The organism is Bartonella sp. AA81SXKL (assembly GCF_042196945.1).
Classification (GTDB): Bacteria; Pseudomonadota; Alphaproteobacteria; order Rhizobiales; family Rhizobiaceae; genus Bartonella.
In genome coordinates, this window is the sequence record NZ_JBHIRH010000019.1 from 1 (window position 1) to 21,750 (window position 21,750).

19 protein-coding genes, 1 tRNA gene and 1 pseudogene are annotated in these 21,750 nt (G+C 36.9%); 16 read left to right on the forward strand and 5 right to left on the reverse strand.

What is annotated here, in order from left to right; all coding sequences use genetic code 11:
* Positions 1-1,225 precede the first annotated feature (1,225 nt).
* Positions 1,226-1,507 carry a DUF6460 domain-containing protein gene (locus ACFINZ_RS07995; protein WP_375618594.1) on the forward strand — a complete coding sequence of 94 codons (282 nt, stop codon included), beginning with the start codon at positions 1,226-1,228 and terminating at the stop codon, positions 1,505-1,507.
* A 22-nt stretch (positions 1,508-1,529) separates the two neighbouring features.
* On the opposite strand, the gene ACFINZ_RS08000 is transcribed toward ACFINZ_RS07995, so the two are convergent.
* The 3 genes from ACFINZ_RS08000 to ACFINZ_RS08010 all read right to left on the reverse strand — a co-directional run bounded on the left by ACFINZ_RS08000 (position 1,530) and on the right by ACFINZ_RS08010 (position 4,259).
* Positions 1,530-2,339: a TIGR02186 family protein gene (locus tag ACFINZ_RS08000; RefSeq protein ID WP_375701301.1), complete on the reverse strand. Its 810-nt coding sequence runs from the start codon at positions 2,337-2,339 to the stop codon at positions 1,530-1,532.
* 2 nt (positions 2,340-2,341) lie between these two features.
* Positions 2,342-3,262 (reverse strand): sulfite exporter TauE/SafE family protein, encoded by a 921-nt coding sequence (locus ACFINZ_RS08005; RefSeq protein WP_375634912.1) that lies wholly within the window; start codon positions 3,260-3,262, stop codon positions 2,342-2,344.
* Between the two features lie 178 nt (positions 3,263-3,440).
* Positions 3,441-4,259, reverse strand: a complete 819-nt coding sequence (locus tag ACFINZ_RS08010) for a hypothetical protein (RefSeq protein WP_375684174.1) — start codon at positions 4,257-4,259, stop codon at positions 3,441-3,443.
* 514 nt (positions 4,260-4,773) lie between these two features.
* On the opposite strand from ACFINZ_RS08010, the gene ACFINZ_RS08015 reads away from it, so the two are divergent.
* The 7 genes from ACFINZ_RS08015 to ACFINZ_RS08045 all read left to right on the forward strand — a co-directional run bounded on the left by ACFINZ_RS08015 (position 4,774) and on the right by ACFINZ_RS08045 (position 12,683).
* On the forward strand, positions 4,774-5,520 hold the full coding sequence (locus tag ACFINZ_RS08015; RefSeq protein WP_375621633.1) for an electron transfer flavoprotein subunit beta/FixA family protein: 747 nt from the start codon (positions 4,774-4,776) through the stop codon (positions 5,518-5,520).
* A 51-nt stretch (positions 5,521-5,571) separates the two neighbouring features.
* Positions 5,572-6,492: an electron transfer flavoprotein subunit alpha/FixB family protein gene (locus ACFINZ_RS08020; RefSeq protein ID WP_375634916.1), complete on the forward strand. Its 921-nt coding sequence runs from the start codon at positions 5,572-5,574 to the stop codon at positions 6,490-6,492.
* Positions 6,493-6,495: 3 nt separating this feature from the next.
* Positions 6,496-8,160, forward strand: a complete 1,665-nt coding sequence (locus tag ACFINZ_RS08025) for a 4Fe-4S dicluster domain-containing protein (RefSeq protein ID WP_375634918.1) — start codon at positions 6,496-6,498, stop codon at positions 8,158-8,160.
* A gap of 2,063 nt (positions 8,161-10,223) precedes the next feature.
* Positions 10,224-11,111, forward strand: coding sequence for a 16S rRNA (cytidine(1402)-2'-O)-methyltransferase (gene rsmI, locus ACFINZ_RS08030; RefSeq protein WP_375633239.1), 888 nt, complete (start codon positions 10,224-10,226; stop codon positions 11,109-11,111).
* Between the two features lie 4 nt (positions 11,112-11,115).
* Positions 11,116-11,484, forward strand: a complete 369-nt coding sequence (locus ACFINZ_RS08035) for a YraN family protein (RefSeq protein WP_375633258.1) — start codon at positions 11,116-11,118, stop codon at positions 11,482-11,484.
* Between the two features lie 102 nt (positions 11,485-11,586).
* Complete coding sequence (locus tag ACFINZ_RS08040; protein WP_330168884.1) at positions 11,587-11,832, forward strand: hypothetical protein; 246 nt, start codon at positions 11,587-11,589, stop codon at positions 11,830-11,832.
* Between the two features lie 56 nt (positions 11,833-11,888).
* Positions 11,889-12,683, forward strand: coding sequence for a pyrroline-5-carboxylate reductase (locus ACFINZ_RS08045; protein ID WP_375684172.1), 795 nt, complete (start codon positions 11,889-11,891; stop codon positions 12,681-12,683).
* A gap of 310 nt (positions 12,684-12,993) precedes the next feature.
* On the opposite strand, the gene ACFINZ_RS08050 is transcribed toward ACFINZ_RS08045, so the two are convergent.
* The gene (locus ACFINZ_RS08050) at positions 12,994-14,055 is read right to left on the reverse strand and encodes an Mrp/NBP35 family ATP-binding protein (RefSeq protein WP_375633241.1); all 1,062 of its coding nucleotides are present in this window, start codon (positions 14,053-14,055) and stop codon (positions 12,994-12,996) included.
* Between the two features lie 589 nt (positions 14,056-14,644).
* Here ACFINZ_RS08050 and rpmH point away from each other — a divergent pair.
* The 8 genes from rpmH to ACFINZ_RS08090 all read left to right on the forward strand — a co-directional run bounded on the left by rpmH (position 14,645) and on the right by ACFINZ_RS08090 (position 21,379).
* Positions 14,645-14,779, forward strand: coding sequence for a 50S ribosomal protein L34 (rpmH, locus tag ACFINZ_RS08055; RefSeq protein WP_005864709.1), 135 nt, complete (start codon positions 14,645-14,647; stop codon positions 14,777-14,779).
* A gap of 117 nt (positions 14,780-14,896) precedes the next feature.
* Positions 14,897-15,289: a ribonuclease P protein component gene (gene rnpA, locus ACFINZ_RS08060; RefSeq protein ID WP_015856278.1), complete on the forward strand. Its 393-nt coding sequence runs from the start codon at positions 14,897-14,899 to the stop codon at positions 15,287-15,289.
* Complete coding sequence (gene yidC, locus ACFINZ_RS08065) at positions 15,279-17,117, forward strand: membrane protein insertase YidC (RefSeq protein WP_375634923.1); 1,839 nt, start codon at positions 15,279-15,281, stop codon at positions 17,115-17,117. Before rnpA ends, yidC begins: the two co-directional genes overlap by 11 nt.
* Entirely contained in the window at positions 17,114-17,758 is a 645-nt protein-coding gene (gene yihA / locus ACFINZ_RS08070; protein ID WP_375633243.1) for a ribosome biogenesis GTP-binding protein YihA/YsxC, read from the forward strand. The genes yidC and yihA overlap by 4 nt, the downstream gene beginning before the upstream one ends.
* A 139-nt stretch (positions 17,759-17,897) precedes the next feature.
* Positions 17,898-18,590, forward strand: coding sequence for a glutathione S-transferase family protein (locus ACFINZ_RS08075; protein ID WP_375633244.1), 693 nt, complete (start codon positions 17,898-17,900; stop codon positions 18,588-18,590).
* Between the two features lie 1,128 nt (positions 18,591-19,718).
* Positions 19,719-20,531, forward strand: coding sequence for a 4-hydroxy-tetrahydrodipicolinate reductase (dapB, locus tag ACFINZ_RS08080; RefSeq protein WP_375633245.1), 813 nt, complete (start codon positions 19,719-19,721; stop codon positions 20,529-20,531).
* Between the two features lie 28 nt (positions 20,532-20,559).
* A complete protein-coding gene (locus ACFINZ_RS08085; protein ID WP_375633246.1) occupies positions 20,560-21,180 on the forward strand; it encodes a 2,3-bisphosphoglycerate-dependent phosphoglycerate mutase in 621 nt (206 codons plus the stop codon).
* A gap of 114 nt (positions 21,181-21,294) precedes the next feature.
* A tRNA-Leu gene (locus ACFINZ_RS08090) sits at positions 21,295-21,379 on the forward strand.
* Positions 21,380-21,482: 103 nt separating this feature from the next.
* Here the strand turns inward: ACFINZ_RS08090 and ACFINZ_RS08095 are convergent.
* Positions 21,483-21,670 (reverse strand): annotated as a pseudogene (locus ACFINZ_RS08095) (helix-turn-helix transcriptional regulator).
* Positions 21,671-21,750: the final 80 nt, after the last annotated feature.

The following is a 21,750-nucleotide window of genomic DNA, read 5'->3' on the forward strand; positions in this document are numbered from 1 at the left end:
ATTGCATCAAGATTCCAAGCCATCACAAGGGTATCAGCCGGTGTTTTTGCTGAAGCTTGTTGTGCAACCATCGCCAAAGCTATAAAAGCAGAAACAAGAGAGCTGCTATTTTGTAATATTTTTTTCTTCAAGTTCATAGACTTTTCCTTTTAAAGTTTACTATATAAATTTCCCACACAACAAGCACATGCTTAATAATAAGGTTAGATGACCCATAAGCGCCTCAAACAAAGTATTATTAAAACCTTCAAACAACACCACTTACCAACCACGGACTTCTACCCACACCTATAAGCCAAGACAAACCAAAACATGCAACAACAAACACTCTGACATACAATGAATGCTCCCCCATAACAGAGCCTATTCATGATGTCATAACGCCTACAATTGAAGACTATAAAACCACTATTTTCTCTCTTTTGTCGGGTAAGCTTGTCTCTTCTTTCCTCTCGCCTTTTTATGCTATCAAAAGACTCTTCCTTGTTAGCTTAAGCGCCTTAATAACAAAGAGCTCTAATAACAATTTGACATTTTAACAAAACAGGAAAATTCACCCATCAACCGACATGACCTCCTCCCCCTACAAGAGGAATTTTGAATTTTTCCATAATCCTCTGCCAAATAACAGCTTTTAAATTATATTTTATTTCTAAATAAAAGGAGCATGGTCTCCCCCGATATTCCTTTACGCACCCGCACATAACAAAACTTTTTCAACATTCTATTTAATACCTTTGCTCCTTTAACAACACTCAATTCATTGCTTACATTTTTTCAGAAAAAAAAGATCTTTTCAATGCACTAAGGTTGAAATATCTAAATATAATACCTATATAAGCACACCCTTATTAGAATAGATAGTCTTTTTTAAGTAAACTGTCTTGAAATATTATTTCTATACACGACAATAATAAGTTCGTTACAAAATCTTCAATATACTAGAACTCTCACTCTGATAAGAAATGCTGAAACGTTATAAAATTTCTCTACAAATTCTCGAGACGAAAGGATATCCCTTCATTTAATAAAAGAAGCGCCATGAAAATATCGCAAAAAATGCAATAAAACATGTGTATATTTCAAAAACCAGCACCGTTAACCAGACTAAGGTGATAAACTCAAAAAAGTAAGAAAAAATAAAAAAATGTTTTTCCTTTATGATAATAACATCGTTGTACTATGATAATACAATAAAAAACACGATCTTCGAAAGTATCTTAGAATGAAGCGAAAAAAAAAATTATTAAATTCTTTTCATGCGTTTCTTAGAGAAAAATTAAGCCGCGTTAGTCTAAAATTGCTTATTCTTTCATTCTTCATTGGCATCGTAATGAATTTTTTGGGATGGACACCTCGAAACCTCATACAAAAAATAGTAGATTTTTTTCAATCACTATGGGAAGCAGGATTTATAACGCTTACAAATTTCTTCCATATAACTATGACAGGAGCTATTGTTGTTGTGCCTATTTTTCTTATCTTACGAATTTTTCATAAAAAATAAAAGCCTTAACATTTTCCTTGCGTTAATCTTTTCGAAAAATCAAACGACACAAAAATCCTGTAGTAATAGCAATAACCACTGCAACAATACCATATAAAAAACGATACTTGTGCGCTGCATAAAAAATTGTATAAGTGATATGTGCTTTAACAATTTCAAGAGTCGTTGTAGCACTATCAATAAACTGTCCATCACGAAAAAGATAAGCACGAACTTTATAATGTCCAACCGGGATATTTGCTGGCAAACGAAAATGCGCTGTGAAAAGTGTGTCAGAACCAAAACGAACCCCACCCACTTCCTCATAATAAAGGCTTTTAGCTTTTTGCAATTTTATAAGTTCATCGCGAAAGATTTGTATTTTTTTCTGATCTTGTTCATCCGTCTGCAATGGCAAATAGAGTAATCCTAACCCTAAGCGTTTATAATCTTCAATGCTCGTAATATCGCCAATTTCACGTGTTGTGACCATAGAGTAAAAAAGAGGAACCTTTTTAAAAATAAGAGAATCTGTATTGACCCATACACCGGCATTGCGTTTTTTTTCTCGCATCACCATTGTCCGATCTTGTCCCTCCAAGCTTACAACAATATCATAACGGTTCTGTCGAGAATATAACGGATCAATATTTTCTAAAACACCAGCAATATAAAGATCACGACCAGCAAAATTTGCATCCACAGTAATCGTATTCGTTGTTACAATAATTTGGACAGTTTCGTGGTCAACTTGATCAATGAATGTAGCTGGCGTCCCAACATGTGACCATGTAGAAAAAGAAATAAAACAAAAGCAACCTGCAATGATGTATAAAGAAAACAATCTACCCATTTTTATCTCATAAGAATATCCAGAGAGAAAAGATTATCAGGGCGTATAAATAATTGAAAAGCAAGACGCATACACACAATCAACACTAAAAATGCAAGTGCCATACGCAATTGTTCAGCCTTTAACTTCCGTCCAACTCGTGTTCCATATTGCGCACCAATACTTCCTCCAAGCATTAACAAAAAAGCCAAGACAATATCAACGGACTGATTAGTCATACTTTGCAAAACTGTCGTGAAAGAAGACACAAATGTAATCTGAAAAAGTGAAGTCCCAATCACCACACTGGTTGGAACACGCAGAAGATAAATCAATGCTGGTATCATAAAGAAACCCCCACCAATTCCCATAATAGAAGACAACAACCCCACAATGAGACCAATCCCTAAAACTGGAATAATGCTAACATATATCATAGATGTCCGAAAACGCATTTTTAAGGGTAAGCGATGAATCCAGTTATGTCGACCAGCAAGACGAATATTGGCTTTTCCTGCCTTACGCTTGCGCATCATATCATACCAACTTTCAACGATCATCAAGCTTCCTACACTTCCAAGAAGAATCACATAAAGAAGCGAAATCATTAAGTCTAATTGACCTAACTTTTTCAAAACAGAGAAAACCTGAATCCCGATTAAAGAACCAATCCCTCCTCCAAGCGCCAAAAGAATACCAAGTTTAATATCGAGCGTACGTCTTCTAAAATGTGTAATTGCTCCTGTTACAGATGACGCAATCATCTGGTTGGCACCTGTTCCAACAGCAATAGCAGGAGGAATATTATAAAAAATCAATAACGGCGTGATGAGAAACCCACCACCGATTCCAAAAAGGCCTGAAAAAAAACCAGCAACGACTCCCATACCAATCAAGATCAGCATATTGAGTGACATTTCAGCAATTGGTAAATAAATACTCACTTACAGAACCTTCAAGATAATTTGAGTTTTTTTTAACAATTAGAGAATCCTTCTCCAATTATCCTCTTTTCCAATAATCTCTGTTGCGTGTTTAAAGGATAATTTTAGTTTCTATAGCTTCCGCACAAACACGAATGCGCAATACATTTCACATCTATTAACATCAACATCATAAAAATTAAAAAAAACGAGCTCCTTTTAAAAAGCTATAAAAACATAACGTTATCGCTACCACGAATGCAACGGTTAAAAAACAAAGAATACCTTTTTTTACCAAATAAGATAAAAACGAGACATGTTCCCGAGACTGCGTTCTTAAAGAAGAAAAATCATTCTCAATACAATGATTAGATGCCTGAGCACCCATCATCCCCTTTTCTTCTATCACAGCATGCTTCACTACTCCCTCAGCCTTTTTAAAAGAAGATTTCAGAGCATCACTGGGCAAAGGGCTTCTATTTTCTTGCTGCAACGTATTTTCAACATTTGTTTGGAGTGAAATTATGCTGTTTTCTTTCGAAAAATTTTCCACCTTTTGAAGTAATAAGTGTTCTTGATTTCCCTCACATTCCATGTGAGCAAGTTTTTGTACAACAGAATCAGGTGATTTTGAACGAGACACCCGTCGTGTTACCGCTGCTTCTTCTAAGCTTTTTTTTTCACTCTGCAAACTTTGAACAATTGTTTTAATCTGCTCTAAAAACTGGAAAAGCTTTTTTTCTCTTTGACGACGTATATAATGTTCAGCCAAAATGGCCCGACTAATATCATCTAAGTAAGATTTAAAATGCTCTTCTACAGAACTCTGCTGCATTAAAGAACGGGGCGAATGCTTCATTTGCATTTGCGCATAAACGGTGCGTAATTTTTGAGCAATATCCGACATCGTTACTTCTACAGAAGTATCCATTCTCTCTTTCTGTTCAACAAAAGAAAAGACTTTATCGTTCCTAACCTGTTTGGTCGCCTGGTCGATCGTATGACCCTTCGTATTCACAAACGCCTACCCCTCATTAACCTTTTTGAAAAGAATCGCAACAAATGATGAGAAAGTGTGCTCTATTTTAGTAAATAGAGCTTTAAGAACTCCCAAAAACTTTTGTATTAGAAATATTTTCCCCAATCTTTATCTAAAATATTTGAAAGAAAGATCTTTGATTTTTCTGTCTTCAAGATTTGAAGAGCAAAATCATTCCCCCCATTTTTATCTTTTTCACTTAATTTTTCATTGCATAAAGGACCTATTGCACCATCATAAACAAAGCATAAGAAGCTAAAAAAGAATATTCTCACAAGACAGATTGATTTTTTTACTTTTTATTCAAGCAAATAAGGCAATTATGGCAATGCAAAAATATGAAGATTGAAAATGACGACGAGAAAGTACAAGTAAACATAAAAAAGCTTATACGAAAGAGAACACAAGTTATAAATTGAGACTTCATTCTAAACAATTTGGTTTCTTATGAGTATTGCTATAAACTTGTAACATACAAACAAAGAGGATCATTATGAAGATAATTGTCGCTGTCAAACGTGTTGTTGATTATAACATCAAGATACGCGTCAAACCCGATAGTACAGGCGTTGATCTGTCTCACGTAAAAATGTCTATGAATCCTTTTGATGAGATAGCCGTGGAGGAGGCCATTCGCCAAAAAGAATCCGGTAAAATTTCAGAAGTTCTTCTTGTTTCAATTGGCCCAGAAGCAGCTCAAGAAACTCTACGAACAGGACTTGCAATGGGAGCTGATCGCGCACTTCTTGTCACAACGGATCAAACACTTGAACCCTTAGCAATTGCTAAGATTCTCAAAACCATTGTTGATGAAGAAAAACCCGACATGGTCTTTTTAGGAAAACAAGCAATTGATGACGATAGCAACCAAACAGGACAAATGCTCGCTGCTCTTCTTGGGTGGGGACAAGCAACTTTTGCCTCACATCTTAACATAGAAAATGGGCATGCTACAGTTACTCGTGAAGTTGATAATGGAACACAAACCCTTTGTCTTCCCCTTCCCATGGTTATGACCGCCGATCTACGGCTCAATGAACCGCGTTACACCTCTCTCCCCAATATCATGAAAGCAAAAAAGAAAATTATTGAACAAAAATCTCTTACTGATCTTGGCGTCGATACGAAAGCACGCTTAACAATTTTAAGCGTTGAAGAGCCAAAACCCCGTCAATCCGGTATAAAAGTGGCAAATGTAGTAGAACTTGTCAGAGCCTTAAAACAGAAGAACTGCATTTAATATTCTCACCACTAGAGTAAAAGCAACACTCACATAAAAGGGCAAAAACTTATGGCAATTCTTTTATTGGCCGATCATAATACAGAAGAAACAGCAAAAGTACTCACCGCTGCACGCGTACTCAGTAATGATATCGATATTCTGGTTTGCGGAGAAAAAATTCAAACGATAGCGGAAAATAGTGCTAAACTTAATGGTGTGCGGCAAGTTCTTATTGCAAAAGCAGACTATTTAGCCCATCAACTTGCCGAGCCTATGGCAGATACAATTCTCATGTTAGCAAAGGATTATGATGTGATCATGGCAGCATCCAGCAGTACTGGGAAAAATGTGATGCCGCGCGTAGCAGCTCTTCTTGATCTTATGCAAATTTCAGATATTACCGCCATTCTTTCACCCAATACCTTCAAACGACCAATTTATGCAGGCAATGCATTTGAAACTGTACGCACCAATGATTATAAAAAGATTATAACAGTTCGCACCGCTTCTTTCACCCCAACGCCTTCCCAAAATAATTCTGCTCCCATTAAAACAATAACACCAGCTCCCAATCCAAATCTTTCTTCTTTCGTAAAAGCAGAGACAAACAAAAGTGATCGTCCTGATCTCACCTCAGCACGTGTTATTATATCAGGCGGGCGTGGTCTTGGTTCTCAAGAGAAATTTATGTCCCTGCTTCTTCCTCTTGCAAACAAATTAAATGCTGCTTTAGGTGCCAGCCGCGCAGCAGTGGATGCAGGCTATGCTCCCAATGATTGGCAAATTGGACAAACAGGAAAAGTCGTTGCCCCTGAACTCTATATCGCCGTTGGCATTTCCGGTGCAATCCAGCATTTAGCCGGTATAATGGATGCACAAATTATTGTTGCCATTAATAAAGATGAAGAAGCTCCCATCATGCAAATTGCCGATTACACCCTTGTAGGTGATCTCCACCAAATTATTCCAGAATTGGAGAAAGCTTTATAAGCCATGAAAGCACCTCTGCATGACCAACGTGAAAGTATGGAGTTTGACATAGTCATTGTCGGAGCAGGACCTGCAGGGCTTTCTGCCGCAATTCGTTTTAAACAAATTAATCCTGAGCTTTCTGTCACAATTGTTGAAAAAGGGACCGAAGTTGGTGCACATATTCTCTCTGGCGCAGTTGTTGACCCCATTGGTATCGATACACTCTTATCAGAATGGCGAAATGACAATGATCATCCCTTCACGACCCCTGTTACCCGTGACCAATTTTTTTTTCTAAAGCCTCAAAAGGCTACAATATTTCCTAATATTCTGCATCCCAAAATCTTATCAAATGACGGGTGTTATATCGTTTCGCTTGGAAACGTTTGCCGCTGGTTAAGCAAAAAAGCTGAAGCATTGGGTGTTGAAATCTATCCTGGTTTCGCAGCAACAGAACCCATCATCCAAAAAGATAACGGAGCTATTATTGGTGTTCTCACCGGAGATATGGGGCTTAACAAAGATGGAACTCCTGGAAAAAATTATATGCCTGGTATGGCTTTATTGGCAAAATATACTTTAATTGCGGAAGGAGCACGCGGCTCAATTGCAAAACAACTGATACAACATTTCAACCTTAGCAAAAATCGTGAACCACAAAAATTTGGTCTTGGTCTCAAAGAGCTCTGGGAAATTGATCCCAACAAACACCAACGCGGTTTAGTGCAACATTTCACGGGTTGGCCCTTAGACAATAATACCGGTGGCGGTGGCTTTATTTATCACCAAGAAAACAATATCATTTCTGTCGGTTTTGTTGTGCACTTAGATTATAAAAATCCTTATCTTTCTCCCTTTGAAGAATTTCAACGTTTTAAAACACATCCAAAACTCTATAAAATCTTTAAAGGTGCAAAGCGTCTTTCCTATGGTGCACGTGTTATCAGCGAAGGAGGTTGGCAATCTGTACCAAAACTCACCTTTCCTGGTGGGGCACTTATTGGCTGCTCTGCTGGATTTGTCAATGTTCCTCGTATCAAAGGATCACACAATGCCATCTTATCTGGCATATTAGCTGCCGATAAAATCGCTACCGCTCTTGCACAAGGGCGTGCCCATGATGAGGTTAAAGAAATCGAAGAACAATGGCGAAAAGGGCTCATTGGCAAAGATCTTTATAAAGTGCGAAATGCCAAACCGCTCTGGGCAAAATATGGGACAAAATATGGAATTAAACTTGCCGGTTTTGATATGTGGTGGCAACAACTGTTCGGATTTTCCTTATTTAAAACACTCTCCCATGGAAAGGAAGATTATGCATGCCTTGAATCAGCAGAAAAATTTCAACCCATTGCTTACCCAAAACCAGATGGCGTTATAACCTTTGATCGCCTTTCAAGTGTTGCCCTTTCCAATACGCATCATGAAGAAAATCAACCTTGCCATTTAAAAATAGCCTCATTAAAAAAGCAAAAGGACTCTGAATATGCAATCTACGGAGGACCTTCCACAAACTATTGCCCCGCCGCTGTCTACGAGTGGCTAGAGTATAATGATCATCTGACTTATATGATCAACGCTTCAAATTGTATACATTGTAAAACGTGTGACATCAAAGACCCAAACCAAAATATCACTTGGATCTGTCCGCAAGGCAATGAGGGCCCCTTCTATCCCAATATGTAATTTTCCAATGTATAATCATTGTTCATTCTCCTAAAATTGAAATATACAAAACGCAATGGATAAAAATATTTCCCTCAGATCAGAAATCTATCAATTATCTTCCTGCATACGTTCTTTCACAATGTAAAAAGAACTCTATTCTCATATAAAATACTCTCCCTACCGCATGACTTTTTTCAATAGAAAAACATAACATATTTTTATCAAAATTTTTTTATTTAAATGACAAAACAATAATGAATATATTCATGACAATTCTGCGATAAAGGAACAGCCGCGGTTCTCGAAAACCTGAAGGAAAGTAAGCCTGTTCTACTTTACCCCCTCTCCCATATGATCCAAAATGCTTTTAGCCCTCTCATAAGAAACATCAATCGTTTTAACTAGCCAAGAGCAAAACCTACGGAGGTACAATTCAAGTTTATTTTTTCTCCTACACTTGTCAAGTAATGCTCACTCAAGAAAAACCACGAATGAATGTAGAAAAAACATTGTGAGATAAAGAGATAAAGAGCATGCTTGTTCAAGCCCTTTATAATGTTTCTACTGATAATGACACGAAAAAATCTTTAATCTCACATTAACCCTTTATTTTTGCATCAAGGATAATCGCCTTGCATCTAACCTTTACCAATATACTGTAATGAATGTGTACAAATACCGTAAGAATAAGCAGATGCCAAGCCATGGAGACTATCGCTATTAGCAAAACACCTGATAAAAAACAAAATAGCTTTCATGACCACTCTATGACGCGTTTTATAGAGTTGTTTTTTTATAAAGCTTGTGCTTTCGCTATTGCTTGTAAATCAACATCCAAATTGAACACAAGTGGTATATTTAAAAGAAAGATTAAGGTGAATGAAAGCTCTGCACGCCGTTCCAGCTCTTGTAGCTAGAGCAAAAATATTGCATATTCTATTTGAGTAATCTCTGAAACGAAAATACAGCTTCATTTAGCAAGAATATGAAATCTGAAAGGAAAAAAACTATTTTTCTCTTTACTATCATCTGTCCATTCGGTTTTAAAACTTTCAAAAGCATCACAATATCCTCTAAAAAGAAGAGATAACGTATTGTCCCCGCTTTTATTACTTACGTTTTTTATGGGAGCATATCCTTCAGAAAAAATAAGGTATCCAAAATTAAAGCAAACTTGTGTTGTTCAATCATGGGCTTATTTTTAAGAATAGCTCTCAACACATATCAAACAATTATTTCGCGACACTATCCGAAAAAGGTATAACGCACTCCTGTGAACGAACAGTTCCACATTTACGAAATAAAAAGCACAAGCTAATAGCATCATTTTCTCTGCGATCCCCAATGATGCGATAATCTTTGCTTTGAGAAGGTTTCAAGATGCACGAAAATGATTTTGATTAATTGACTATAAGAAGAACTAAGATAATTTTACGATATTTAAAGCTCCTAATCAATAAGCAAAATAATAAATTCTCCATTATAAATCAAATCTTTAAGATAAAATTTAGCCTTAAACTTTTCTAAGGTACTCATTATACTGTATACTGTTAAAGCTGTAGAGAATATGAAAAAATAAAGTATTTTTCTGATAAGAGCTTATATTTGATTAATAACAATACAGTCAGCTGCCAGTTAACTGTATGTGTTTCAAAAGGAGTTATTTACATTTGCTCAGAAAAATATTTTGGATATCAATAGAATATTTGAAAAATCGGCGTTATGGAAATAATCTAAAAAGCTTAGCTTTTAAAAGAGCACAAACAAGCATGAGATGATAACATGCGCAAAATTGTTTTTTGGTTCTCGAAGGAAAAACTTTATAGAAAATCATGGGGCTGATAGAATATTGGTTACATTTGGAATTTGTTTTACTGGAAAAAATAACGCGGATCAAAATAGATAATAATGTTAAATTAAGACGTTAAATATGAAATTATCTTATTGTAGTGTAATCGATTATTCGAGTAAGGTAAGCCTTTGTAATGATAAAAAATGTGCTGGTAAAAAATGAGCCAAAATGGCTTATGAGTATGGATAAAAATCTTGTGGTGAGGAGAGTTTAATGAAAAGAAAAGAGCATGTGTGAAAAAGCATATTTTATAGGTGCGCATGCTTATTCTGCACCCGTTATAGAATCAGGGCTTTATCTTGTGGCAACACCTATCGGAAATCTTGCAGATATTACGCTTCGTGCTTTGCAAGTACTTGCAGGAATTGATATTTTAGCGTGTGAGGATACGCGAGTAACACGTGTTTTGTTGGAACGTTACGGTATTCAAAAAAAACCTTTTCTCTATCATGAATATAATGCGCAAAAAGCGGGTCCGAAGCTCTTAGCGGCTTTAGCAGAAAACAAAACAGTAGCACTTGTTTCAGATGCCGGAACACCACTTATTTCTGATCCTGGATTTCGATTGGTGGAAGAGTCCCGTAAAGCTGGTCATAAAATTATTCCTATTCCTGGAGCATCCGCTCTTTTAGCCGCTCTTATACCGACAGGGCTTCCTACTGATAGCTTTTTTTTTGCAGGTTTTTTGAGTGCACGAAAGCTACAGCGCCGAAAACGGTTGGAACAATTAAAAGAGATTCCAGCAACTTTGATTTTTTATGAATCACCGCATCGTCTTGTTGAAACTTTACAGGATATGGTCACTCTTTTTTCGGCTGATCGACCTGCTGCCATTTGTCGTGAATTAACAAAAAAGTTTGAAACAGTAGATGTTTCCAATTTGGGAAATTTGTTAGAAAATTACAGAAAACAAGCACATATTCGTGGGGAAATTGTTGTCCTTGTTGGAGAATCATCTTCTTCTTTAAATGTGATAAGTGATCAAGAAATTGATGAAATGCTATTAGAACGCGCACGGACACATTCTGCTGCTCAAGCGGCAGCTTTTGTTGCAAAAAAAACCGGTTTTAAAAAGCAGGAACTTTTTCAGCGATTAATCTTTTTAAAAAATGCGTAAAATGATACAAAAAAAACGCAGACAAAAGTCTTTTTATCGAGGGGTTCGTGCAGAAAAATTGGCAGCTTGGTGGCTACGTTGCAAAGGGTTTCACATTGCCGAAAGGCGTTTTAAAACAAAATGTGGAGAAATTGATTTAATTGCACGACGCGGAAATCTTGTGTTAATCGTTGAAGTTAAAGCACGTTCAACGTTGGCTGAAGCAATGGAAGCGGTTTCCCGAATGAATGAAAAGCGAATTAAGGCAGCTGCCGATATTTGGCTCGCACGGCAAAAAGATTATGCCCTTTTGTCTGTACGCTTTGATTTAATTGCAATTTTACCTTGGCGTTGGCCACAGCATATCCCTGCATTTTTTACATCTAATCAATAAACGGCACCCCCCGTTTTAACCATATTCAATAAAAAACATTTCGTTTTTATGTGCATATGCGTTAAAAAGTGTGTAATAATTAAGCGCTATAAGGAGCGAAATATGGATGATTATGAAAAGTTTGCAACAGGTTTGCTCATTGTTTTTGGAGCGCTAATTATTGGTGGCTTAATGGCAATGCATATTGTGCTTATGAATAAACCGGGGTTTTTATTTGCATTAGCCGCAGCTGTTGTTGGTTGGTTTTCTGCTTTTGCCGTTCTCTTTGACAAGCCTAAAATCTATTTGGGCTTGATTATTTTTGCTATGTTATGTGTTGCTTCTTCAATTAGCGTTTATGTTAGTTAAAACACCTGAAATGTTGATTGAAATTCCTTTTAAAATATGAAACTGAGAAATAGATAATGAGACTTGGCTTTTTGGGAACGGGTACAATCAGTGCTTCAATGGTGAATGGCTTAATGAAAAGCAACTTTGATGTTTCTTCCATTATTGTTTCGCCTCGCAATGCACAAACAGCAAAGCGCCTTTCACGCACTTATGATAAAGTTATGATTGCTGAAAATAACCAAGCGTTGCTCGATGTTAGTGATTGTGTTTTTCTTTGCTTGCCCAACCAAATTGCAGAAGACGTTTTGTGCTCTCTTTGTTTTCGTCCAGAACAGCTGGTTATTTCCGTACTTGCTATGGCAAAAGCAGCAGAAATAGAAAAGTGGATTAATCATAAAGTTTATCGTGCTGTTCCATTACCTTTTGTTGCAGAATGCAAAAATTTGACACCAATCTATCCCAATCATCCCTTTTTACGCACTTTATTTGATGCATTGGGGGGCACATTGGTGCTGGATAAGGAAGAGCAGTTTAATCTTTTTATGACAGCTGGTTCACTTATGGGAGTATATTTTAATTTTATAGAAACTGCCCATCAATGGTTTATAACACAAGGGTTAAAAAAACAGCAATCAGCAGAATTCCTTACCATGATGTTTGGAAATCTTACAGATGAAATGCGTAAAACTATAGCAACGGATCGTTCTGTATCTCTCGATTTTGCACTGCTTGAAAAAGAGTTTTCAACAAAGGGTGGAACAAATGAATTTTTGTCAAATTACTTTTCTCATCAAGGGGGAAGGAATGCTTTAACAACAGCTCTTGAGGCTACTTTGCAAAAAATGAATGCTTCTAAAAAGAAATGTTGAGATTTATATCAAGAAAACTCGTATCAAAAAATGATTTTTAAAATATTTTTTACAACCTTTTACAATTTTTCTAAAATATTTTTATTTTCGGTCTTCTTCTTTTTGCCTCAAGTCCAATATTTTTTTCTACCTCATGGCTCTATCTCTTCTAATTTGGGTCCCCTTCAGGTTACCCAAACGTATGAATAATTTTTTGTTTATTTAACCTATATACTCCACTCACACATTAAAACTTCCCCTTACAAAGAAGCAACTATTTTTACGTCTTCCATAATTGTGTTTTAATAAACTCTCTTAAACAAACATCCATTTAAAAAAGTTGATTTTTTATTTGATCAACAATTTTACGATACAGTTTAGTATGCTCTTCACTAGGCTTAGCAACAAAAATAGGGATCCCCTCATCTGAAGAAAATCGTAAAGCTGCATCAAGCGGTATTTCCGCTAAGAAAGGGACTTCTCGACGTTCCGCTTCTGCCCGTGCACCACCATAGCCAAAAATATCATAGCGTTTTCCCGTATCAGGAGCGATAAAATAACTCATATTCTCAATGATTCCTAAAATAGGAACATTGACTTTCATGAACATTTCTATTGCTTTACGCGCATCCACTAAAGCAAGGTCTTGGGGCGTAGAGACAACCAACGCACCTGTTAATTGTACCTGTTGTGCAAGCGTTAGTTGTGCATCCCCTGTACCGGGCGGCATATCAACGACTAAAACGTCCAGAGGTCCCCATAAAACGTCTCGTAACAATTGCGTTACCGCTGCCATAACCATAGGACCACGCCATACTACCGGCTTTTCTTCCTCAACCAAAAATCCCATCGACATCAATTTAAGTCCGAATTTTTCAAGAGGTTGAATTTTTTTTTCTCCAATGAGCTGTGGTTTTTGATTAACAAGTCCTGTCAAACGCGGCAAAGATGGACCATAAATATCAGCATCCATCACCCCCGTCTTGAAACCAGAATCTTGTAAAGCTAAGGCGATATTTATTGCCATCGTCGATTTTCCGACCCCTCCTTTTCCAGAAGCAACAGCAATCACATGCTGCACACCTTCTATGGGCATTTTGATCGGTAAGAGATTTGCTCTCCGTCTAGGTGCTGCCTTTGTTGTTTTTTCTGCTGTAAGTGTGACAACAACAGATTCCACTCCCTCCAAAGCACATACCATCTTTTCAGCAGAACGACGCAATGATTCCCATTCTTGCACACCTCCATCAGGAACTGTAATGGAAAAAAAAACCTTACCATCAGCAATCAATATTTCAGAAAGAAGCCCCAACGACACAATATCACTTTCAAGATCTGGTCCTTTGATTTTACGTAATACGTTGCGGACAGCCTCACTTGTAATAGAATCCACGTTCTTTCCTCTCTATAAAAATACCAGCAAATATAAGCATAAGAACGAAAAATACTTACAGGTTCATCACCTGATAATTTTCTACTTTACTCAAAATTATAAAGTATAAATTACTTATATCTTTTCTCTTTAAAAATATGAAACCATCCTTAAATAAAGAATCTCAAACATAAAATCTGCTATAAAATCCTATCAATCGTGTTTGTCTACAACCACTTTAATGAATGTTCTGATAAAAATTTTGTAAAAACAAAAACTGAAAAAATTTTTTAATATTAAAGGATACTTTAAATTGAGTATACAATAATCAGTCACATCTTCTTTAATTCTTTAAGTCCCTAGTCATTTATTTTCTATAGACTCAATCGTTATTTCTGACACTCTTACAGTATCGTAAAAAAAAGTATCACAGACAATTATAAGGTGTTTTGTATTCTTTCAAGAGCCAGAAAAACAATCTAAGATTGACTTTTTTTATATTTTTCCTTATGGGTTAACAGCCGTATGATATGATAAAATCGTTCATCTCGCGCATAACTGCTCATAAAACGAAGATTAAGAAGGGCCGCACTCCGCGGTATTTAAATAAATGAAACGTACTTACCAACCCTCTAAACTTGTCCGTAAACGCCGCCATGGGTTTCGTGCACGCATGGCTACAGCTGGAGGACGTAAAGTTATTGCTGCAAGACGTGCTCGTGGACGTAAGCGGCTCTCTGCTTAACCATTTAAATTTTCACAACCGTTGAGGATTGCTCACCATTTCTTTGTTGTGAAACTTTTGTTATGAACCTCTAATGCCTGCTTGCAGGCATTTAGTGAAATTGCGAAATGTTCTTTTATGAAGAAAAAACATCCCTGTCGTATTCGCAAAAGAGCAGACTTTTTGGCTGTCCGTACAGGAGAAAAGCGGCGTGGTCCTTTATTTTTGCTCGAAGTTAAATCTCGTGAACAAACAACAGAAAGAAAAGATTCTCTTGTTGCACGTGTAGGATTCACTGTTACTCGTAAAAACGGTAATGCTGTGAAACGTAATCGTATCAAAAGGCGCTTGCGTGAAGCCGTAAGAGTTGGTGTAACAAACCACATGGAAGCAGGAACAGACTATGTCATTGTAGCATATCGTGATGCGTTACATGCGCCTTTTACATCCTTAATTAGTGAATTAAATCGGCGAATAAAACCAAAAATAAAACATCAGCAACAACAACAAGGGTGTACGGATGGAATATAACCGCAATTTCTTTATCGCTATTGGCTTATCTTTCGTAGTGCTCATCGCATGGCAATTTCTTCATGTTGCTCCCAAACAAGCAAAGTTACAAAAACAACAAGTCATCGCACAGCAATTGTCAAAACAACAATCAACCCTTTCTACTACCACGACGAATTTTTCTGACGATACCTCAACGCATCAAGCAACATCTATCATCGAACAGCCAATGACACCTGAAATCCGGAAAGCTGTATTGGCCAAAACAAAGCGTATTGCGATCAAAACCAATGAACTGGAAGGCTCTATTAATCTTGTTGGTGCACAATTTGATGATCTTCACCTCAAAAAATATCGTTTAACAGTCGATAAAAAATCACCGGAAATCGATTTGCTGAATCCTAAGGGTTTCAAAACGACTTACCTTGCTGAATTTGGTTTTGCAAGTGCATCTTTACCAGCAAAAGCTTTGCCACAATCGGATACACAATGGCAAATAGAGGGAAACAATACAATCCTGACTCCTTCAACACCCATCACTTTAATTTATAATAATGGACAAGGACAGATCTTCCGGCGTATTCTTTCTGTTGATGATCATTTCATGTTTACCATTGAAGATTCTATCAGCAATGAAAGTGATCAACCAATATATCTCTCATCCTATGCCCGCGTTGCACGTGCAGCACCACCAGAACATACAAATGCAACCTATTTACTTCATGAAGGTATGATAGGTATTGCAGGAGATTCGCTCAAAACTGAAAAATATAAAACCTTAGCAGAGCTTGACCCGAATCCTGATAATGGGCAGAAAAGTATGACTTTCTCCAAAGTAACAGGAGGTTGGATTGGTATTACCGATAAATATTGGGCTGTAGCAGTTATTCCCCCGCAAAATAAAGAATATACAAGCCGTTTTATTTATTTTGATCGTTTGCAAACGCATTATCAGTCTGACTTGCTAGGATCGCTTTTAACGATTGCTCCAAATGAAACAAAAACTATTACAAATCGGCTTTTTGCTGGTGCAAAACAAGTTGAAATTATTAATAACTATCAAAATGATCTAAAAATCAAAAAGTTTGCTCTTTTAATTGACTGGGGTTGGTTTGATTTCATCACCAAACCAATGTTTTCTCTCATTGATGTTCTTTATAAACAAACAGGAAATTTTGGTATCGCCATCCTTCTTGTCACGGTGCTCTTAAAAACTCTTCTTTTTCCTCTAGCCAATAAATCTTATAAATCTATGGCACGCATGAAGCTTTTACAACCGCGGTTGCTAGAAATAAAAGAAAAATATCCCGATGATAGAACCAAGCAACAACAAGCAATAATAGAACTATATAAAACCGAAAAAATTAATCCCCTTGCTGGTTGTTGGCCAATGTTGGTTCAATTCCCAATATTCTTTGCTCTTTATAAAGTTCTCTATATCACCATTGAAATGCGCCATGCCCCTTTCTTTGGCTGGATTAAAGATTTAGCGGCACCCGATCCAACTTCTCTTTTTAACTTGTTTGGTCTCTTGCCATATACAACGCCAACATTTCTTCTGATTGGTGCATGGCCTTTGATTATGGGAATAACGATGTTTTTACAAATGCGTATGAATCCTGCTCCTCAAGACCAAACCCAAGCGATGATATTCACATGGATGCCTGTTGTCTTTACTTTTATGCTCGCCTCTTTCCCTGTTGGTCTCGTCATCTATTGGGCATGGAATAATATATTATCAATTATTCAGCAAGGTATCATGATGAAGCGCCAAGGAGTTAAAATTGAGCTTTTTGATAATCTGAAAGCCATCTGGAGAAGATCACCCAAAAAAGAAGTGCATGAATGACAAGAGATTCTTCCCTTTCTGGAATTTTTTCTCGTAATTGGATTTTTATTCGTGGTGTACCAGCAATACGCTTTCTTCCCCCCGAAGGACCACCGGAAATTGCATTTGCAGGACGTTCCAACGTTGGAAAATCATCTTTAATCAACGCACTCGTCCAACAAAAAAGCTTAGCACGTACCTCAAATACACCAGGACGGACTCAAGAGCTTAATTATTTTGTCCCCGATGGATTCAGTGGGCAACTAGGAGACCTTCCCCCTCTAGCATTAGTAGATATGCCTGGTTATGGTTTTGCTGCTGCTCCTAAAAATCTTGTTGATGCGTGGACAAATTTGATTTTTAGCTATTTACGGGGGCGCACAACGTTAAAACGTGTATATATCTTGATTGATTCACGGCACGGAATTAAAAATAATGATGAAGATGTTCTTGCTCTCCTTGATAAAGCAGCTGTTTCTTATCACATTGTTTTGACAAAAAGCGATAAAATCAAATCAAATGCCTTGGAAAAATTAATTATGAGCACACAAACAAAGCTTCTTAAACGCTCAGCAGCTTATCCTGAGCTTCTTGTAACCTCTTCAGAAAAAGCTATCGGTTTAGAGGAATTACGTGCTGCCATTTTGCAAACCATCGCATAAGAGAACAATTCCTAGTCATTAACAATTTATTAATTATAATTACTAGCAGCTACTAATGATCTTGTACTTCTAGTCAAGCATCTTTATAAAAATGATTACTTGAAAGAATTCTCTTCAACTCTATTTGATAGTGTAAATTATGCTGACACTTTTTCACTCTCCCCTATCCGCTGCCTCGCGCTTCATACGCCTCATTCTTGGGGAATATGGTGTAACTATTCAACTGATTGAAGAATATGAATGGGCAAGAAGACACGAATTTCTAGCCCTCAATCCCGCTGGTCATGTTCCTGTTTTTCTCGATGAACACGAGGTTCCATTATCAGGTCCTCTTGTTATCTGCGAATATTTAGACGAAACACATGGAAGTTTACGACAAGAAAATAAGCTCTTTCCGGAAAATCCTTTAGATCGTGCGGAAGTACGCCGTCTCAATGACTGGTTCTTAAATAAATTCGAAAATGAAGCAACGCGCCATATCGTACGAGAACGAATCCATAAACGTGAAATGCCACTTGCCATTGGCGGTGGTGCTCCTAATTCACAAATTTTACGCAATGCACGTGCCAATATTTTACCACATATGAACTATCTCAATTGGCTCTGCGCCTCTCGCGATAGCTTAGTCGGTTCTGCCTTGTCCTATGCAGATCTAGCAGCAGCAGCCTCTATTTCTGTACTTGACTTTCTAGGGGAAATTGACTGGGAACAATCTCCTGCTGCCAAAGACTGGTATATGAGAATTAAATCACGCCCTTCTTTTCGTTCTCTTTTAACAGATCGCGTCCGCGGAATTGTTGCAAGTGCTCACTATGCAGATCTTGATTTCTAGCCTTCTCTCACAAACAAAAATAAAAGTGATATTCTATCTAAAGGATATTTATAGGTTTATGAATTTTTATGCATGCGTATAAACAATATAATAATACATTGATTTATGATCGCATTAAACAGAGAATAAAACCCATTATAATTGAATCACAAAAATCACTTTCTTATCGTGTCACAAAAAAGATCAGCACAGGGATAAAAAATACTTAAGAAAGGATTTTAAAGACTCTCTTTAAATACAAGAACTGTAGCATCATTGGAAGCTAGGCAAATAAAATAACAATACTTAACGCATGTTATACTCCATTCTTCCCAATATATGAAAAAACGCATTGCATAATATATATCCTATTTTCTCTATAATAAACAAAGCCTCATCATGCGTTTTTTACAACATAACAATTTTTTCAACTGACTTTCCTAAAAGATGAAGAATCCGGCCAACTCTCGTGTGTAAACAATCCAACTTCTTGTTAGCCCCTTGTTTTTACTCCTTTTTACGTGATTTTATTTATGTAAACATATTGATATACAATGATAAATAATCGTTTTCTTATGCGTCACAAATGGAATTGATGAGTGAAAATGACTAAGTGCCAAGAATTGTTAAAACATTAAAGGCTAACAAAACGTATGATAATGCTGATTTGCTCTATTCATGAAGCATAAAGATAGTGGCGCAAAATAGATTTTATATTATTCATGGATACTCTCTCGTGATACCACTCACGAGCACTATCATAAAATAAGTTTAGAAGAATTGATAAATATATTTCTTTAAGAAAAGCGCATGAATTGACAATATAGGTCTATTTTGTTTGGAAGATCTTATTTTGCATGAAGAACGCTCTCCTTTAAAGAACGAAAGAAACAAAAGCGTAAAGTAATACACAATCTTCATTAGGTTTCATAAGCAAACCTTACTTAAGAATATTCATCACACACTCTAACGAAAAACATCTCTATTTAAATTTGTAGATCTTATATCACTTGCTCTAAACGACAGTGTTTTACAGCACAACAAGATAAATTAAAGCAGGAAAAAAATTTTCTATAAAGAAAAAGAACCATTGGAAAGAAGGCAAGAATTTGCCTATACTGCACAGTAAAGTATCATAAGGAGATAAAAATGCGCCTTACAGTTGTTGGTGCAAATGGAAGAATGGGACGTGAACTCATTACAGCAATCCAGCAGAGGAAAGATGTAGAGCTTTGTGCTGTTCTTGTACGTAAAGGCTCACCGTTTGTAGGAAAAGATGCCAGTGCATTAATTGGTTCAGATTCTCTTGGGATTAGTATCACTGACAATCCCGAAAATGCCTTTTCTAATACAGAAGGTATTTTAGATTTTTCACAACCAGAAGCCAGTATTCTTTATGCTAACTACGCTGCTCAAAAAAGCCTTGTCCATATTATTGGCACCACAGGATTTAGCAAAACAGAAGAAGAAAAAATTGCAGATTTTGCGAAATATACAACTATTGTCAAATCCGGGAATATGAGCCTTGGAATAAATCTTTTAGCCAACCTTGTAAAGAAAGCCGCTAAAGCATTAGAAGCCGATGATTTTGATATCGAAGTTTATGAAATGCATCACGCTAACAAAGTTGATGCTCCTTCTGGAACAGCCCTTCTTCTTGGCCAAGCAGCAGCTGAAGGGCGCAATGTTATGCTTAAAAATGTGCGTGTCAACGAACGCAATGGTCATATAGGTAAACGCAAAAAAGGCACCATTGGCTTTTCTTGTTCACGTGGTGGGACAGTTGTTGGAGAACACAGTGTCATTTTTGCTGGTCCCAATGAGCGCATTGTTCTTTCACACACAGCGCAAGAACGCTCTATCTTTGCCAATGGCGCATTAAAAGCAGCTTTATGGGCACAAAATCATGAAAGCGGTCTTTATTCAATGTTCGATGTTTTGGGATTGAACGATAAATTTTAAACAATCAATAGAATAGAGGCAATTTATAATGGGACGCATACTTACACTAATTCGTCATGGACAAAGTGAATGGAATCTCAAAAACCTTTTTACCGGTTGGAAAGATCCCGATTTAACAGAAAAAGGTCATGCAGAAGCGATAGCAGCAGGAAAAAAACTGAAAGAATATGGTTTGAGGTTTGATATCGCTTATACATCTGCCTTACAGCGAGCTCAAAAAACCGCTCAGCACATTTTAGAGCAAATGGGACAATCAGATTTAGAAGTGATAAAAAATCCCGCATTAAATGAACGTAATTATGGTGATCTTTCTGGTTTAAATAAAGATGAAGTACGCCAACAATGGGGGCAGGAGCAAGTGCAAATGTGGCGCCGCTCCTATACGATTGCGCCGCCGAATGGAGAAAGCCTACGCGATACCGGTGCGCGCATCTGGCCTTATTATCTTTACCATATCCAGCCTTATATTTTGCGCTCCCAAACTGTTTTGATCGCAGCACATGGAAATTCTCTTCGTGCTCTTATTATGGCGCTTGAAGGTCTCTCCGGTGAGGAAATTATATCTCAAGAATTAGCGACCGGCATTCCTATTATTTACACATTTAATCCGGATTCAACAATTTTATCAAAGACAGTCCTCACACCTTAAACTTCTAAAATCATGATCTCCCTTAAAAGTTCAATGCTATCGTTTTAAGCTGAAAAAATAAATTCTATAATTTTATTGACAGAGTTGCTTCATGCGCTTAGATGAATTTTATAAGCCCAGATGGCGGAATTGGTAGACGCGCAGGTTTCAGGTACCTGTGCCGTAAGGCGTGGAGGTTCGAGTCCTCTTTTGGGCACCATTTTGTATCTTTAACATATTAAATATATAGATTTTTTATTTAAAGAGCTATTTTAAGATCAACTTTTAGACCACCTTCTACGGTTTATACAACTTTAGCTAATTTATTCCTTATTTTTCTTTGGAGTGAAGGATAAGATCTCTTTCTTTCTCCATCTCACTGCTCTCCCTAGCTTATATAGCTCTGGGCCCTCCTTGAAGCACCTAATTACGAATCGTGGTTGTGGGATACACTAAAAAACTTTGCACACTCACGTGTTATTACATATCCATCTCCATCATCAAATATCATCTTATTACCTTTCTCTTTTTTATATTAATTAAATGGGCGGGGGTGCTGGGAGGCATGTGGAGCACTCCAGTTTTTAAAAA

Coding starts and splice junctions, on each gene's coding strand:
- ACFINZ_RS08045 (WP_375684172.1), top strand. CDS start 11,889: ATGAGACTTGGCTTTTTGGGAACGGGTACAATCAGTGCTTCAATGGTG.
- rsmI (WP_375633239.1), top strand. CDS start 10,224: ATGTGTGAAAAAGCATATTTTATAGGTGCGCATGCTTATTCTGCACCC.
- ACFINZ_RS08085 (WP_375633246.1), top strand. CDS start 20,560: ATGGGACGCATACTTACACTAATTCGTCATGGACAAAGTGAATGGAAT.
- ACFINZ_RS08040 (WP_330168884.1), top strand. CDS start 11,587: ATGGATGATTATGAAAAGTTTGCAACAGGTTTGCTCATTGTTTTTGGA.
- yihA (WP_375633243.1), top strand. CDS start 17,114: ATGACAAGAGATTCTTCCCTTTCTGGAATTTTTTCTCGTAATTGGATT.
- rpmH (WP_005864709.1), top strand. CDS start 14,645: ATGAAACGTACTTACCAACCCTCTAAACTTGTCCGTAAACGCCGCCAT.
- ACFINZ_RS08020 (WP_375634916.1), top strand. CDS start 5,572: ATGGCAATTCTTTTATTGGCCGATCATAATACAGAAGAAACAGCAAAA.
- rnpA (WP_015856278.1), top strand. CDS start 14,897: ATGAAGAAAAAACATCCCTGTCGTATTCGCAAAAGAGCAGACTTTTTG.
- dapB (WP_375633245.1), top strand. CDS start 19,719: ATGCGCCTTACAGTTGTTGGTGCAAATGGAAGAATGGGACGTGAACTC.
- ACFINZ_RS08025 (WP_375634918.1), top strand. CDS start 6,496: ATGAAAGCACCTCTGCATGACCAACGTGAAAGTATGGAGTTTGACATA.
- ACFINZ_RS08015 (WP_375621633.1), top strand. CDS start 4,774: ATGAAGATAATTGTCGCTGTCAAACGTGTTGTTGATTATAACATCAAG.
- yidC (WP_375634923.1), top strand. CDS start 15,279: ATGGAATATAACCGCAATTTCTTTATCGCTATTGGCTTATCTTTCGTA.
- ACFINZ_RS08075 (WP_375633244.1), top strand. CDS start 17,898: ATGCTGACACTTTTTCACTCTCCCCTATCCGCTGCCTCGCGCTTCATA.
- ACFINZ_RS08000 (WP_375701301.1), bottom strand. CDS start 2,339: ATGGGTAGATTGTTTTCTTTATACATCATTGCAGGTTGCTTTTGTTTT.
- ACFINZ_RS07995 (WP_375618594.1), top strand. CDS start 1,226: ATGAAGCGAAAAAAAAAATTATTAAATTCTTTTCATGCGTTTCTTAGA.